This window comes from Shewanella sp. SG41-4 (genome assembly GCF_014164505.1).
Classification (GTDB): Bacteria; Pseudomonadota; Gammaproteobacteria; order Enterobacterales; family Shewanellaceae; genus Shewanella.
This window is the reverse complement of sequence record NZ_JACJFI010000010.1, coordinates 25,634-39,183: the sequence shown is the minus strand read 5'-3', so window position 1 is coordinate 39,183 and position 13,550 is coordinate 25,634. Positions and strand designations below refer to the sequence as shown.

12 protein-coding genes and 1 riboswitch are annotated in these 13,550 nt (G+C 41.6%); of the genes, 3 read left to right on the top strand and 9 right to left on the bottom strand.

Features of this window, described 5'->3' with window-relative positions; all coding sequences use genetic code 11:
• Positions 1-61: 61 nt before the first annotated feature.
• Entirely contained in the window at positions 62-1,099 is a 1,038-nt protein-coding gene (gene pyrC / locus H5202_RS02275) for a dihydroorotase (protein WP_182770599.1), read from the bottom strand.
• A gap of 218 nt (positions 1,100-1,317) precedes the next feature.
• Between pyrC and H5202_RS02270 the strand changes: the two genes are divergently transcribed.
• Positions 1,318-2,322: a WD40 repeat domain-containing protein gene (locus tag H5202_RS02270; protein ID WP_259397160.1), complete on the top strand. Its 1,005-nt coding sequence runs from the start codon at positions 1,318-1,320 to the stop codon at positions 2,320-2,322.
• A gap of 89 nt (positions 2,323-2,411) precedes the next feature.
• Here the strand turns inward: H5202_RS02270 and lysS are convergent, their stop codons facing one another.
• From lysS to H5202_RS02240, 6 genes are all read right to left on the bottom strand, one after another.
• Positions 2,412-3,920: a lysine--tRNA ligase gene (gene lysS / locus H5202_RS02265; RefSeq protein ID WP_182770597.1), complete on the bottom strand. Its 1,509-nt coding sequence runs from the start codon at positions 3,918-3,920 to the stop codon at positions 2,412-2,414.
• 54 nt (positions 3,921-3,974) lie between these two features.
• A protein-coding gene (gene prfB, locus H5202_RS02260; protein WP_182770595.1) for a peptide chain release factor 2 occupies positions 3,975-5,073 on the bottom strand; the annotation gives its coding sequence in 2 pieces (ribosomal slippage) (positions 3,975-4,997 and positions 4,999-5,073; 1,098 coding nt in all).
• A gap of 261 nt (positions 5,074-5,334) precedes the next feature.
• A complete protein-coding gene (locus H5202_RS02255; RefSeq protein WP_182770594.1) occupies positions 5,335-6,999 on the bottom strand; it encodes a methyl-accepting chemotaxis protein in 1,665 nt (554 codons plus the stop codon).
• A 137-nt stretch (positions 7,000-7,136) separates the two neighbouring features.
• Positions 7,137-8,288 (bottom strand): chromate efflux transporter, encoded by a 1,152-nt coding sequence (gene chrA, locus H5202_RS02250; protein WP_182770592.1) that lies wholly within the window; start codon positions 8,286-8,288, stop codon positions 7,137-7,139.
• A 179-nt stretch (positions 8,289-8,467) separates the two neighbouring features.
• Complete coding sequence (gene rlmC, locus H5202_RS02245) at positions 8,468-9,601, bottom strand: 23S rRNA (uracil(747)-C(5))-methyltransferase RlmC (protein ID WP_182770590.1); 1,134 nt, start codon at positions 9,599-9,601, stop codon at positions 8,468-8,470.
• Positions 9,591-10,082, bottom strand: coding sequence for a MarR family winged helix-turn-helix transcriptional regulator (locus H5202_RS02240; protein ID WP_182770588.1), 492 nt, complete (start codon positions 10,080-10,082; stop codon positions 9,591-9,593). Before H5202_RS02240 ends, rlmC begins: the two co-directional genes overlap by 11 nt.
• A 165-nt stretch (positions 10,083-10,247) precedes the next feature.
• On the opposite strand from H5202_RS02240, the gene H5202_RS02235 reads away from it, so the two are divergent.
• The gene (locus H5202_RS02235; RefSeq protein ID WP_101086160.1) at positions 10,248-10,442 is read left to right on the top strand and encodes a cytoplasmic protein; all 195 of its coding nucleotides are present in this window, start codon (positions 10,248-10,250) and stop codon (positions 10,440-10,442) included.
• A gap of 100 nt (positions 10,443-10,542) precedes the next feature.
• Here H5202_RS02235 and H5202_RS02230 read toward each other — a convergent pair whose 3' ends face one another.
• Both H5202_RS02230 and H5202_RS02225 read right to left on the bottom strand, forming a co-directional pair.
• Entirely contained in the window at positions 10,543-10,923 is a 381-nt protein-coding gene (locus H5202_RS02230; protein ID WP_182770587.1) for an STAS/SEC14 domain-containing protein, read from the bottom strand.
• A gap of 208 nt (positions 10,924-11,131) precedes the next feature.
• Positions 11,132-11,686: a TMEM165/GDT1 family protein gene (locus tag H5202_RS02225; protein ID WP_182770584.1), complete on the bottom strand. Its 555-nt coding sequence runs from the start codon at positions 11,684-11,686 to the stop codon at positions 11,132-11,134.
• A gap of 95 nt (positions 11,687-11,781) precedes the next feature.
• Positions 11,782-11,893, bottom strand: a riboswitch (yybP-ykoY riboswitch).
• A gap of 258 nt (positions 11,894-12,151) precedes the next feature.
• Between H5202_RS02225 and H5202_RS02220 the strand changes: the two genes are divergently transcribed.
• Positions 12,152-13,354, top strand: coding sequence for an aromatic amino acid transport family protein (locus H5202_RS02220; RefSeq protein ID WP_182770582.1), 1,203 nt, complete (start codon positions 12,152-12,154; stop codon positions 13,352-13,354).
• The last annotated feature ends 196 nt before the right edge of the window (positions 13,355-13,550 follow it).

The following is a 13,550-nucleotide window of genomic DNA, read 5'->3' as shown; positions in this document are numbered from 1 at the left end:
GAATTAACCAGTAGCTTGAATTAACCAGTAGCTTGAATTAACCAGTAGCTGGGTGATTAACTTAAGCCGTTTTCACTTTCCAATTCACTTTTTGTCCTGCAAAAAATGGCACGATAGGATTACCGTTTGGCAGAATAATTTCTTCTGGTACTGTCCACTCTTCTTTGACCAATGTCACTGTACCGTTGTTACGTGGTAAGCCATAAAAGTCTGCACCATGTAAGCTGGCAAAACCTTCTAACTTATCTAATGCCCCCAAGTTATCAAATACTTGCGCATAGAGTTCTAATGCACTCCAAGCACTGTAACAACCTGCACAGCCACAAGCTGACTCTTTGCGATGTTTTTCATGCGGGGCAGAATCGGTACCTAAAAAGAACTTACTTGAGCCTGTCGCTACAGCGGCTTGTAAGGCTTGCTGGTGAATATTACGTTTCAGAACTGGTAAACAAAAGTTATGCGGACGTACGCCACCTACTAACAAGTCATTGCGATTTAACAGTAAATGCTGTGGGGTAATAGTGGCGGCAACATTAGTTGAAGCGGCCGCAACAAACTCGGCGGCTTCTTTAGTGGTGATATGTTCAAACACCACTTTAAGGCTAGGAATAGCTTCGACAATGCGCGATAAGTAACGATCGATAAACATTTTTTCGCGATCAAAAATATCAATATGCGATTCGGTCACTTCGCCATGCACTAATAACAACATGCCTTGTTGTGCCATCACTTCAAATATAGGAAACAAATCATCTAAGGCTTTCACAGCTGCATCTGAGTTTGTGGTGGCACCTGCTGGGTATAACTTTCCAGCCACTACCCCTGCCGCTTTGGCATCGATAATATCTTGAGCGCTGGTGTTATTAGTTAAAAATAGCGTCATTAACGGCTGAAAAGTACTTCCGGCTGGGCGAGCAGCCAAGATACGGTCTCGATAAGCTAAAGCCATTGCTGCGGTGGTCACTGGTGGAACTAAATTAGGCATCACAATCGCACGTTGAAACAATCGAGCCGTTGCAGGAACCGTTTCACCTAGCATATCCCCATCTCGAAAATGAAGATGCCAATCATCGGGAGTCGTTAAGGTAATGTGTGTCATGTGGGTTCCTTGGCTTAAATAACAGATTGTTAGCCTTTATTGTGCCTGAATTCGCATTTTCTTAATAGATGCATAATTTGAACGCAGACTTTGCTATATCAAAAAGTCATGCCATTTTGATTGAAAACCGCGTTATTGATATAACTGCAAGCGAATAAAACCCCCGGTAACGCTCTATGCTATTATGTTGAAGGCATCTTTTTTATAGGGGAATTAAATTGTTAGCTAATGCCAGCTCTAAATTGCTACTCAATGTGCATCTTATTATTGTGATCACGGTGTTGATGATTCTTTCTGGCTGCAATCAAGCTGTGGTGATGAAAACCCCCGATAATATTCAACCACTCGTTCAAGAAACACTAATTGATGGCGTACTGTCTAACGATGCCAGCATGGCTGTCACATTAGGCAGAAGCCGTACATTATCGATTTGGGATGTGGCATCAAGCCAATTATTACATCAATGGTCTGACGATGACTTTGATGAAACCAATTATCTGCTGGCATTGTCGGGTAACAAACAATTCCTTGCGACTGCTGGCAAACAAAAAATCTCCGTTTTTAACCTTGAGACAGGCAAATTAGATATACGTTGGCCCGCCCAGGGATTTAATCCCGATGCCAGTATTTCGAGCCTTCTTCTGAGCCAAACAGGCAGCACTATTTTGGTGGGGATGAATGATGGTTCAATCACCGTGATACAACGAAGTAGTATGACAATGTCATTGTTTAAACAACACAGCGCCGCAGTTAATCACCTTGAGCTATCCAATTTTGGACAACAGATATTATCGACAGGACTTGATGGTGATGTACATATTTGGGCGGCTTATAGCGGTGAGTTGATTAGCAGTTTTTCACGTCCGCAACAAATTACCAGCGTGAGTTATGATGAAGCCAATCGACGTTTATTTATTGCCGATGCACTCGACAACAATGTCATTATCGATACCCAAACAACACAGCCTATAAGTCATCTAAATTACCTTGAACGCTATCGCTATTTTCGGCAGGCGTTATTCGTCAACCACGGTAAAAACTTAATTACCGCAACGTCAAAACAAAGTGTTATCTATTGGGATGCTTCATCAGGAGAAGAGCTTTCTCATTGGGATATCACCGCCTATAACGCTGGCACTACAGTATTTTCAATGGTCATAAAGCCTAATGGTAAACTATTGACGTTAAGCTCAGATGGCGCGCTCGAGACCTGGAGTTTATAAGTATTACATTTAGGTATAAACAGATATTTTGACCATAAAAAAAACCAGCAAATTTGCTGGTTTTTTTATTCATCAAACGGTTAACGTCATTACACTTGCGCTTGTGGGCGCATCGCTGGGAATAAAATCACGTCGCGAATGGTATGCGTGTTAGTGAATAACATCACTAAACGGTCGATACCAATGCCTTGGCCAGCTGTTGGCGGTAAACCGTGCTCTAGTGCAGTAATGTAATCTGCATCGTAGAACATTGCTTCGTCATCACCAGCATCTTTAGCATCAACTTGCGCTTTAAAGCGGTTGTCTTGATCTTCTGCATCGTTGAGCTCACTAAAGCCGTTAGCCACTTCGCGGCCACCAATGAAGAATTCAAAACGGTCGGTAATGAAGTCGTTATTATCATTACGACGTGCTAAAGGCGAAATATCAGCTGGATAACCAGTAATGAACGTAGGTTGCATCAGCTTAGTTTCAGCAGTTTCACCGAATATTTCTTCAAGTAACTGACCACAAGTCCAGAATTTCTCTAACTTGATGCCTAGGCTCGATGCTAAGTCGCGCATAAACTCTACGTCTTTAACTTGCTCGTAGGTCATAGCTTGTATAGTCGCGTTGTCAGGGTTGTACTTTTGAATCGCTTCTAACATGCTTAAACGTGCATAAGGACCACCAAAATCTACTGTGTGCTCGCCGTAAGGCATTTGGGCACTACCCAATAAATCAATGGCGATTGAACTGAGCATTTCTTCAGTTAAGTCCATTAGGTCGTTGTAATCTGCATACGCCATATAGAATTCCATCATGGTGAATTCTGGGTTATGACGTGGTGATAAACCTTCGTTACGGAAGTTACGGTTAATTTCGAACACACGCTCAAAACCACCAACCACTAAACGCTTAAGGTATAGTTCTGGTGCGATACGTAAGTACATTGCCATGTCTAATGCATTATGATGAGTCACAAATGGACGCGCTGAAGCGCCACCAGGAATAACGTGCATCATTGGGGTTTCAACTTCCATGAACTCTTTTTGGATCATGAAGTTACGAATAGCAGAAACCACTTTAGAACGCATAATGAAGGCATTGCGTGAGTCTTCGTTAACGATCAGGTCAACATAGCGCTGGCGGTAGCGAGTTTCTTGGTCTGTTAAACCATGGAATTTTTCAGGTAACGGACGCAATGCTTTGGTCAGTAACTGATATTCTTCCATATTAACGTACAAGTCGCCTTTGCCAGATAAATGCAGCTGACCTTTAACACCAATGATGTCACCGATGTCTAAACCTTGATAACGCTCTTTCAAATCGCCTTGTACTGGCTTACCAGCATAAGCTTGAATACGACCCGACACGTCTTGAATCACTAAAAATGGACCACGTTTTGCCATAACACGGCCAGCAATACTGGTTTGAAAAGCTAACTCTTCAAGTGCTTCTTTGGTTTGCTCGCCATATTGAGCCTGTAACTCCGCCGCTTTATGGCTACGCTGCCATGTATTTGGATGCGCATTCGCAGGACAGTTAGTGCGGATATGTTCTAATTTCGCGCGACGTTCAGCAATCAGTTTGTTTTCATCTTGTACGTGTTCAGTCATATTATATTCTCGCGTTTACTCGCCACACTTACATGGCGGAAAAAGTTAATTTAATTAAAGTCCTGATTTTAGGCTGGCTTCAATAAACTTATCTAAATCACCATCCAGCACAGTTTGAGTGTTGCGGTTCTCAACTCCTGTACGTAAATCTTTGATACGGGCGTCATCTAATACGTATGAACGAATTTGACTGCCCCAGCCGATGTCTGATTTTGCATCTTCAGCAGCTTGTTTATCGGCATTTTGTTTATGCATTTCTAACTCGTATAACTTCGCCTTTAACTGTTTATAGGCAGAGTCACGGTTTTTATGTTGCGAGCGATCGTTTTGACATTGCACCACAGTGTTGGTTGGCAAATGCGTAATACGTACCGCTGAATCAGTTTTGTTGACGTGCTGACCACCCGCGCCAGAAGCACGGTAAGTGTCGATACGTAAATCCGATGGATTGATATCAATTTCAATATCATCATCAATTTCAGGGTAAACGAAAACAGAACAGAAAGAGGTATGACGTTTACCTGATGAATCAAATGGTGATTTACGTACCAAGCGGTGCACACCCGTTTCAGTTCGCATCCAACCAAAAGCATACTCACCAGTGAATTTAATCGTAGCACCTTTAATACCTGCTACATCACCGTCGGTCACTTCCATTAACTCTGGGCTATAACCATGTGCGTCACCCCAGCGTAAATACATGCGTAGAACCATGTTGGCCCAGTCTTGTGCTTCGGTGCCGCCTGAACCAGATTGGATATCAAGATAGCAATTTGAAGCGTCACTTTTACCTGAAAACATGCGGCGGAATTCGAGATCGGCCAGACGGGTGTCTAACGCATCAAGTTCTGCAGCTGCATCATTAAAGGTTTCTTCGTCATCTTCTTCAATGGCAAGCTCAAGTAATCCTTGGATGTCTTCTAGACCGGTGTCCATATCATCAATGGTTTTGACCACAACGACTAATGAAGCACGCTCTTTACCTAATGCTTGAGCACGTTCAGGCTCATTCCACACTTCAGGGCTTTCAAGCTCACGACTGACTTCTTCTAAGCGCTCACTTTTGGCAGCGTAGTCAAAGATACCCCCGAAGTAACTCAGTACGTTCGGCTAGCTCTTTAATTTTGAATTTTACTGGATTAACTTCAAACATGAATATTCAACTTAAATTTAGCGGTTAACAAAAGGTGCAACGGCGCATTTTACCTCATGACAGGCACTAAACCTAGACCAGAAGGCCGATTATTAATAAACAAATGACGAATATATTTCATCGAAACAACATCAGAAAAAACGCTTAACCACATATGGATAGGGCAAATGGACTGCGTATAATGTTAAAATTTAATCTCAAAATATAACTAAAAAAAATGAACCACTTCGGGTTCATTTTTAATGGCATATCAGCTAAACACTATATTTTAAATTGACCCACTAATTCAGCTAACGTCTTACCATCATCAGCAACGGTTTTACTCATACCGGACGCATCTTGACTGGCCACTAATAACGTATTAACAATCTCTTGTACTGAATTGATATTGCGATTAATTTCTTCCGTCACTGAGCTTTGTTCAGTTGCCGCTGTGGCTATTTGAGTGCTCATGTCATTAATGCTGGTCACAGATGATGTTACAGCACCTAAACTTTCAGAAATCGCCCTAGAAGACTCCACCGAACTCAAACAACTCACCTGGCTTTCTTCCATAGTTTGTACCGTTTGGGTCACTAACTTATGCAGTTCAGCCAGCATTTCATTAATTTCAACTGTACTTGCTTGGGTTCGACTAGCTAAATTTCTCACTTCATCGGCAACAACCGCAAAACCTCGGCCTTGCTCGCCCGCTCGGGCCGCTTCAATCGCCGCATTAAGTGCCAGTAAATTGGTTTGATCTGCAATCCCACCAATCACACTCAGCACAGAGTTAATTTTCTTAGATTGCTCGCTTAGTGACTTCACATTGGCGGCTGCATTGTCAATTTGGGTCATTAAATTAGACACTTCAGTTAACGAAGTATCCACACAATCTTGCGCTTTAGTGACATTATCTGAGGCCGCATGTGTAGCTTCGGCTACCATATTAGTATTATGGGCCACGTCATGAGCCGTCGCCGACATTTCGGTAATGGCGGTGACAATTTGGTCAATTTCATTATTGTGATTGTAAAGCTGCTCTGTCATTGACACGGTTTGGCCACTGATACTTTGAGCCGCATGCTTGACCCTATCGGTCGCACCAGCTACATCACCCATAATATGCTGTAACTTGTCGATAAACAGATTGAATGCACTGCCTAACTGCCCAATTTCATCTATGCTAGTGATATCTAAACGTTTGGTTAAATCACCTTCACCTTTAGCGATGTCATTAAGCGATGTAGCCATATTTTGAATTGGCACCACCATTTTATGGGCCATCAACACCACGCAAAAAGCAGTAATGCCTGTAAGGCCTAAAGCAATTAATAGAAACATGAATGCTTTTTGATTCATCTCTTCAGTTTTATACGCTCCATAAACGCCAATAGATTCTTCAATATCATCAATATAGGCCCCAGAGCCTAACATCCATTTGGTATTGGGGACCATTACCGCAAAACCGAGTTTTTCAACAAGCTGTTCGCTACCGGGCTTTTTATAATAATAAGAAAAATTACCGGTACCTGATTTAGCGGCAGCTAATAGCCCAACAATAATTTTGGTACCATTAGGATCTGCCATGTCGATTTTGTTTTGGCCTTCAAGTTCAGGCATAGTCGGGTGAAAAATATTGACGCCGACATCATCATATATAAAAAAGTACCCTGCAGTTCCAAAACGTAGATCTCGTAATGCTCCATTGACATTACCACTGCTACCCAAAGCAAGCTCATACTCCACAACACCTTGTGCAATCTGAACAGATTCTTTTAGTTGATTTTTACGTTCTGAAATTAATTCACTGCGAAAATTATCTATATCCTTGGTTAATGACGATTCTTCATTAATATAAAAAATACTCAGTAATACTGTGAGGATCAACGAAAGCGGGATTAACGATAACCCCAGTAGTTTATTGCGTAGTGAAGATCTCAGCATAGTGATAGCCTTTTGAAGGTCTTTTAAGGTGATAGTCTTTTAAATAATAGTCTATTTATTATAGACGATTGAAATTAACAACTATCACAACTTAATAAAGTGAGACTTATCGCAAATACACACAATAAATAACATTTTTACAACATCGACAATCCACTGCCCATAGCTGCAAACCCTATGACCAACCATACAAGACCAGGCTTAAACACTTTTAATAGACTAAAACCAACAATGACTAACGCCATGTCGAGCGGCATAATTACCGCGCTAGTGAACACAGGCTGATAAAGTGCAGAAAGCAATAAACCAACAACGGCCGCATTAACCCCAGCGAGAGCGCCAGCTATGGCAGGATGCTGGCTAATAGAATGCCAACTTTTTAAGCCTACCAGCATCAGTAAAAAACCGGGAAGAAAAATAGCTGTTGTTGCCACTAGCGCGCCAAGAATAGGTGACTCTAACCATAAATCTGCGCCTAAGAAGGTCGCTAAGGTAAACATAGGGCCGGGAATGGCTTGTGCAAGTGCATAGCCAGTTAAAAATCGATCCGGGGTAATGTATTCGCCAACGCTGGTTTCAAGCAAGGGTAATACTACATGTCCACCGCCAAACACTAGACTGCCCACTTGGAAGAATTGAGCAAAAACCTGTCCAAGGCTATCAGGCTGATTGATCAAATATAACGATGCCGCTATACCGATAATAAATAACGCTAACCAAGCATAATTCAACTCAATAGCTGGAGAGTCTGGCGTAATGCTTTCACCCCGAGTCATCAACATGACTCCAACAATAGCCGCCACAACTAACACGCCAATTTGCATTAATAATGAAGGCATTAATATGACAGCAACTGCGGTAGCGGCCATGAGTATTTTAGCGGTTTTTCGTTGACAGAATTGATTGAACATTGACAAGGTGGCATCCGCGACAACCACTACTGCTAGTAATTTTAGGCCATGAATAGCGCCCTCGACGGCAGTTAGTTCCAGCCATTGCGCACTGGTCACCGCAAATAAAAACATCAGTAAAAAAGACGGTAAAGTAAAACCTAAAAAGGCGGCTAATCCGCCCAGTAAACCACCTCGATGATAACCAATTGCAAACCCTATCTGGCTTGAGCCTGGCCCAGGCATAAACTGACTCAGAGCAACAAAACTTGAATATTGTTTACCATCTAGCCATTGTAAGTCATCAACAAATGCTTTTCTAAAATAGCCTATGTGAGCGGCTGGGCCACCGAAACTGATTAACCCTAACGCTAAAAAGCGACTGAAAATTTGCCACATCGTCCTAGTACCTTTTTTATGTTAATAAACAATGTTATGACATTAAGATGACATTTTTATGATGACAACATACACCACTATCTAACTGCTACCTTTGCTTGATATAGCCCATAACTTAGCGACACCAAACGAGTACTTAATTACGATTATTAAAATACCTTAATTGATAGCAAAGACTATTACAGCTGTTCTAGCATAACCAATACTTCAAAATGGTCGGTATGAGGAAACATATCAAACATTTGAACTTTGGTAATTTGATAACCTGTAATGTACTCTAAATCGCTCATTAAGGTGTGTGGATTACAACTAGAGTACACGATTGCTTTGGGTGCAAACTCACTTAATGAGTCGCATAATGATTTTCCTAATCCGCGCCGAGGTGGATTTACAATAATAAGATCTGGTTTATCTTGAGCAGATTGTCCTTTGGCAAAATAAGTTGAATCTAGCGCACTAAAATCCACTTGTGTGAGCCCTAGTTTAGTTGCCGATAAGATGGCACATTCTATTGCTTCAGCTTCGATCTCAATACCCGTTAAGCGGGTATTGCTGTCAGCACAATGCAGTCCAAATCCACCTACGCCACAAAACAAGTCCCAAATATAGTTCGGTTTGAACTCAGTAACCCACTCTCTCGCTATTTGATACAACTGGGCGGCGACATCCGGATTAGTTTGAAAAAAGCTTTTTGGCCGTATGAACAATGGCACATTATTAAGTTGTTCTTCTAATCGTGTCGTTTCCGTTAAAAATATTTCCTTTTCGCCTTCTAAAATCGCCATGTGGATTGGCTGAATATTGGCCGAGACTAAGGTGATTTCGGGAAACTCTTGTAATAACTGGGGTAATTCTCGTTCAATTCTCACGATGGCTTGATCACTGCGTAATACAAAACGCAGCATAAACTGGCCACTACTTTGACTGCGAGTCAGTAAAATAAATTTTAGTTCGCCTTTACTCTTATCAACCCGATAAGGAGGTATTCCAGCTTGTTGTACAAATCGTTCTAAACGGTGCAGCAATAATTGCATATCTTTAGGATATAACGAGCAGTCACATAAACTGACTGGCTCCCCTTTAGGATTAACCAAACCTAAAATAGGTTTGTGAGCGGCACCTAAGACGACCATTTTGGCTTTATTACGAAAACCTGATTCTGCGCTTAATATCGGCGGTAACCATTGTTTAACTGAGATACCACGAAACAAATCGGTTAATTGTTGTTGCTTTACATTAACTTGCTCAACCATTGATAGTTGAATATTGCGGCATGACAAACAATCGCCACGCTCAAAATAATCACATTTCACAGCTGCTCGCCTCTCCGGAATTTAACATGGTAAATGCTTGATCACACAGTTGCTTTAATTGTTGTAAATCTTCAATGGTGCCACCTACTTTACAACGCATCTGTTCAGGAATACTCAACGCTTGCTGGTATAACTGTTGGCCTTGTTCGGTAACATGTAGCACTCGCACACGTTCATCTAACTCGCTGCGACCACGGCTCACTAATCCTTTGCTTTCTAAACGCTTTAGCAAAGGCGTTAATGTTCCAGAATCAAGATGTAATTTTTCACCTAAGGTTTTAACACTGATCCCCGGCTCTTTCCAAAGTACCATCATCACTAGATACTGCGGATAAGTCAGCGATAACTCATCTAATAATGGTCTATATGCGCGGATCATGGCATTCGTAGCACTATATAATGAAAAACACACTTGGTTTTCAAGTGCTAGCGGGTTTTGCGCAGAAGGTAATTGAGACTCAGTAAGCGCTTTACTAGACATAGGATTCACTCCACTAACCAATAATTAAGCTTAATCATAACATTGGTTGTGCACAACCTATAATCAAAAAAAGCCCAACAAATACTTTTTTGATAAAAATTAATCAAGCACTTCGATTTTCAGCCGATATACTATTACCATTCGATTTTATATTTAAGGTTTATTATGTCAATTAGTGTTAATTCACCGTCTTCAATGCCTACAACGATTGATTCTGGCAGTAGCTTAAAAGTAGCCGTAATGGCTAAAGAACAGCAAAAGATTGAAGGTCAAATGGCATTGCAGCTCATTGAAGCAGCGCAACCACCTGCGCCGCAGCCCGTTGGCAACAGTGGTCATAATGTTAATACCACGGCATAAATTGCTGTAGCCCTAGAGAATGTGTTCCTAGGGTTAATGACGCCATCACAACACTAAACACCTATGCATCGTTTAAAATCAACTTACTTTGCACACCGTATTAATATCGAAGCCATTTCAACGCATCATCTTCATCTTCGAAATATTGAATCTCGCCCGCGATAAACCAACTACCGATTTTGGCCGCCCATTCTTGCCATCCTTTGTTGCCCCAAATGGCCACTCTTTCAAACTCAGACTTGTGCTTTAATCCCAGCTTTAAATCATCCCAGGCGGCGCGTAAATCCCAGCCGTCAAGCTCGGTAGCATCAAGAAATAAACTCACTTTAGGTTGATCAACTTGGCTTAATGCCCCCTCTAACATAGGAGTAATGACGAGATAGTCTTCGTGAGTTAATGTACCAATGGCTTTTAATGTCACAAAAAACACTCTTTCAATTCGGTTTATGCCTATCGATAAACCATGTTTCTTCATATCCATATCGAGACTCCTTTAACTATCAGCTTACTATCCGTTTACCATCCGCTTACACATTTACATGCACACGCCTATCCACAATACTTATGCATGCTTATATTTTAACCAACAATACGAGAAAGTGTGTGTCGAACTGCACAAAAAACCAATGGCAACAACCCGCGGGCAGTATCGGCATCAACAACTTGAGGATCGGACGTGGAACCTCCTTTTACCACATCAATGTAGCGACCCCCAGTAGCGCAAACAACACTGCACAACCGCGATGAATGAGTTTCATGGGTAATTTATTAGCACTAAAATGCCCAGCCAACACAACGGGGACATTAGCAATTAACATCCCCAATGTTGTACCGATGACAACCCATGTCAGTGCTTGATATTTTGCTGCTAACACTACCGTCGCAATTTGAGTTTTATCCCCTATTTCTGCAATAAAAAACAACACAAACGTCGCAGTAAAAGCACCGAGTTTATAGAAGCGATTATCATCATCATCCATTTTATCGGGTATAAGCACCCATAACGCAATAGCAAAAAATGAACCGGCTACCAAATAGGTCGCCCATTGTGGATCAAGCCATGCAATTGCCCATTGACCTAACCATGCGGCAAGAAAATGGTTTAATAATGTGGCGAGTAAAATACCTAAGATGATAGCGGTTTTATTGTGAAATCTCACCGCAAGTAGTAAGGCTAATAATTGAGTTTTGTCGCCTATTTCAGCGATGGCAACAGTGAGAGTTGAGGTGAATAAAGCTTCCAATGTGATATTCCTAGGGGTAAATGACAACTAAGCACGAGCCACCGCATACCCCTTGATGCAGTTACTGTGCTTAGGTCTCGCTTGGTAAAATCACTGATTAACAGTGTGTTACTGTCTGCACCATGGCATGAGGCCAATTATGTTGATACAGACATCTTGTGTGCCATAACAGCAAGACAAGATTAGCTACTCCCCTAAAACAAGTCGCATTATAACGATTAAATAATTTTATTCAACGCACTCATTTTACATTGTAAATTCGACATAAAAATAACCCCACCCTACTCGTAACGCCGTAATGCTACGCTATTGCAAAAATCACGTGTGAAAAAGTTTGGGCTATTGTTGTGTAATTGTTTATAAACATAGCTGTTAGCCTTTAACAGTCAAAGATCCTTGCCTGCTCTGTCACCCTTCTGCTAATGTCCGACACAAATAAAATAATAATTAAACAGGACGTTTTCTGTGAATTTTAAAACTTTAGGTTCTATTTCGATTGTCGCGGGAACGGCAATTGGCGGAGGCATGCTAGCGCTACCATTAGCAACAGCAGCTTTGGGGATGATCCCCGCATTAATATTATTAGTGGTTATTTGGGGTTTATCGGCTTACACCTCGTTACTGATGTTAGAAATTAATCTTCATAGCGGTGTCGGCGATAACGTCCATGCCATTACCGGTAAAACACTGGGCAAAGTCGGCCAGCTCATTCAAGGTGGCTCATTCCTTAGCTTATTATTCGCCTTAACCATGGTCTATCTAATGGGGGGATCATCACTATTAGAAACCCGCTTACAACCCATTGGCATTAACATGAGTAACCAAGTCGCCGTCATACTGTTTACAGTTATTTTTGGTGGGGTGATTGCCATTGGCGTGAAATGGATTGATAAAGTATCACGCATATTATTTACATCGATGGTGGTGTTACTTGTCGTTGTGGTGGCATTTCTCTTACCAGACGTTAATTTGATCAGTGCATTAAACAATTACTCAACCGATGTGGCTTCAGGCGCCGCGCTGCAACAGTTATGGCTAGCAGCCATCCCGGTGGTATTCACCTCATTTGGTTTCCATGTGTGTATTGCTACCATTGTGCGCTATTTAGAGGGTGACGCTGCATCACTCAGAAAAGTGTTATTGATAGGTTCGACCATTCCATTGGTTTGTTACATCCTGTGGTTGCTAGTAACGCTAGGTTCTTTAGGCGGCGAAACCGTCCATAACTTTGGTGGTTCACTGCCTAAACTGGTTGCGGCTTTGCAAGGCTTAGCCCAGTCACACATTATTAGCCAAGCAATTGATGTATTTGCTAATCTTGCATTGATCACCTCATTTTTAGGTGTGACCATGAGCTTGTTTGATTATGTTGCCGAACTGACGCGAGCTAAAGATGATGCCGCTGGTCGTGCTAAAACATGGTTAATAACTTTTATACCACCGCTACTATGTGCGCTTTATTACCCAGACGGGTTTTTCAAAGTGCTTGGTTTTGCTGCAATTCCATTGGTAGTGATGATTATTTATTTACCCATTGCGATGGCATTAAAACAACGCTCTCAGCAATTAGGTGGTTATCAAGTGTCTGGTGGAAACTTGGGACTTATTATCGCGGGCTTACTCGGTACATTAATTGTTGTAGCGCAATTGATGGTGGCATTAGTCTAGGTCATATTAATCATGTAATGGATTTGTAAGCGAGTTTTACAAACGCTATTAAGATGATTAAACATTTGTTAAAGTCAGGCCAAGCCTGACTTTTTTGTTTTTATGGTCCGACGTTTTTATGATCCGCCAACATTGACCTAGATGATTAAACAAAAAATCGACACGACTGACGGCAACATTTACCACCCGTGAACAC

What these genes read in the sequence shown, in the direction of transcription:
- pyrC (WP_182770599.1), bottom strand. Translation starts at nt 1,099, where the DNA reads ATGACACACATTACCTTAACGACTCCCGATGATTGGCATCTTCATTTT.
- lysS (WP_182770597.1), bottom strand. Translation starts at nt 3,920, where the DNA reads ATGACTGAACACGTACAAGATGAAAACAAACTGATTGCTGAACGTCGC.
- H5202_RS02255 (WP_182770594.1), bottom strand. Translation starts at nt 6,999, where the DNA reads ATGCTGAGATCTTCACTACGCAATAAACTACTGGGGTTATCGTTAATC.
- chrA (WP_182770592.1), bottom strand. Translation starts at nt 8,288, where the DNA reads ATGTGGCAAATTTTCAGTCGCTTTTTAGCGTTAGGGTTAATCAGTTTC.
- H5202_RS02240 (WP_182770588.1), bottom strand. Translation starts at nt 10,082, where the DNA reads ATGTCTAGTAAAGCGCTTACTGAGTCTCAATTACCTTCTGCGCAAAAC.
- H5202_RS02235 (WP_101086160.1), top strand. Translation starts at nt 10,248, where the DNA reads ATGTCAATTAGTGTTAATTCACCGTCTTCAATGCCTACAACGATTGAT.
- H5202_RS02230 (WP_182770587.1), bottom strand. Translation starts at nt 10,923, where the DNA reads ATGGATATGAAGAAACATGGTTTATCGATAGGCATAAACCGAATTGAA.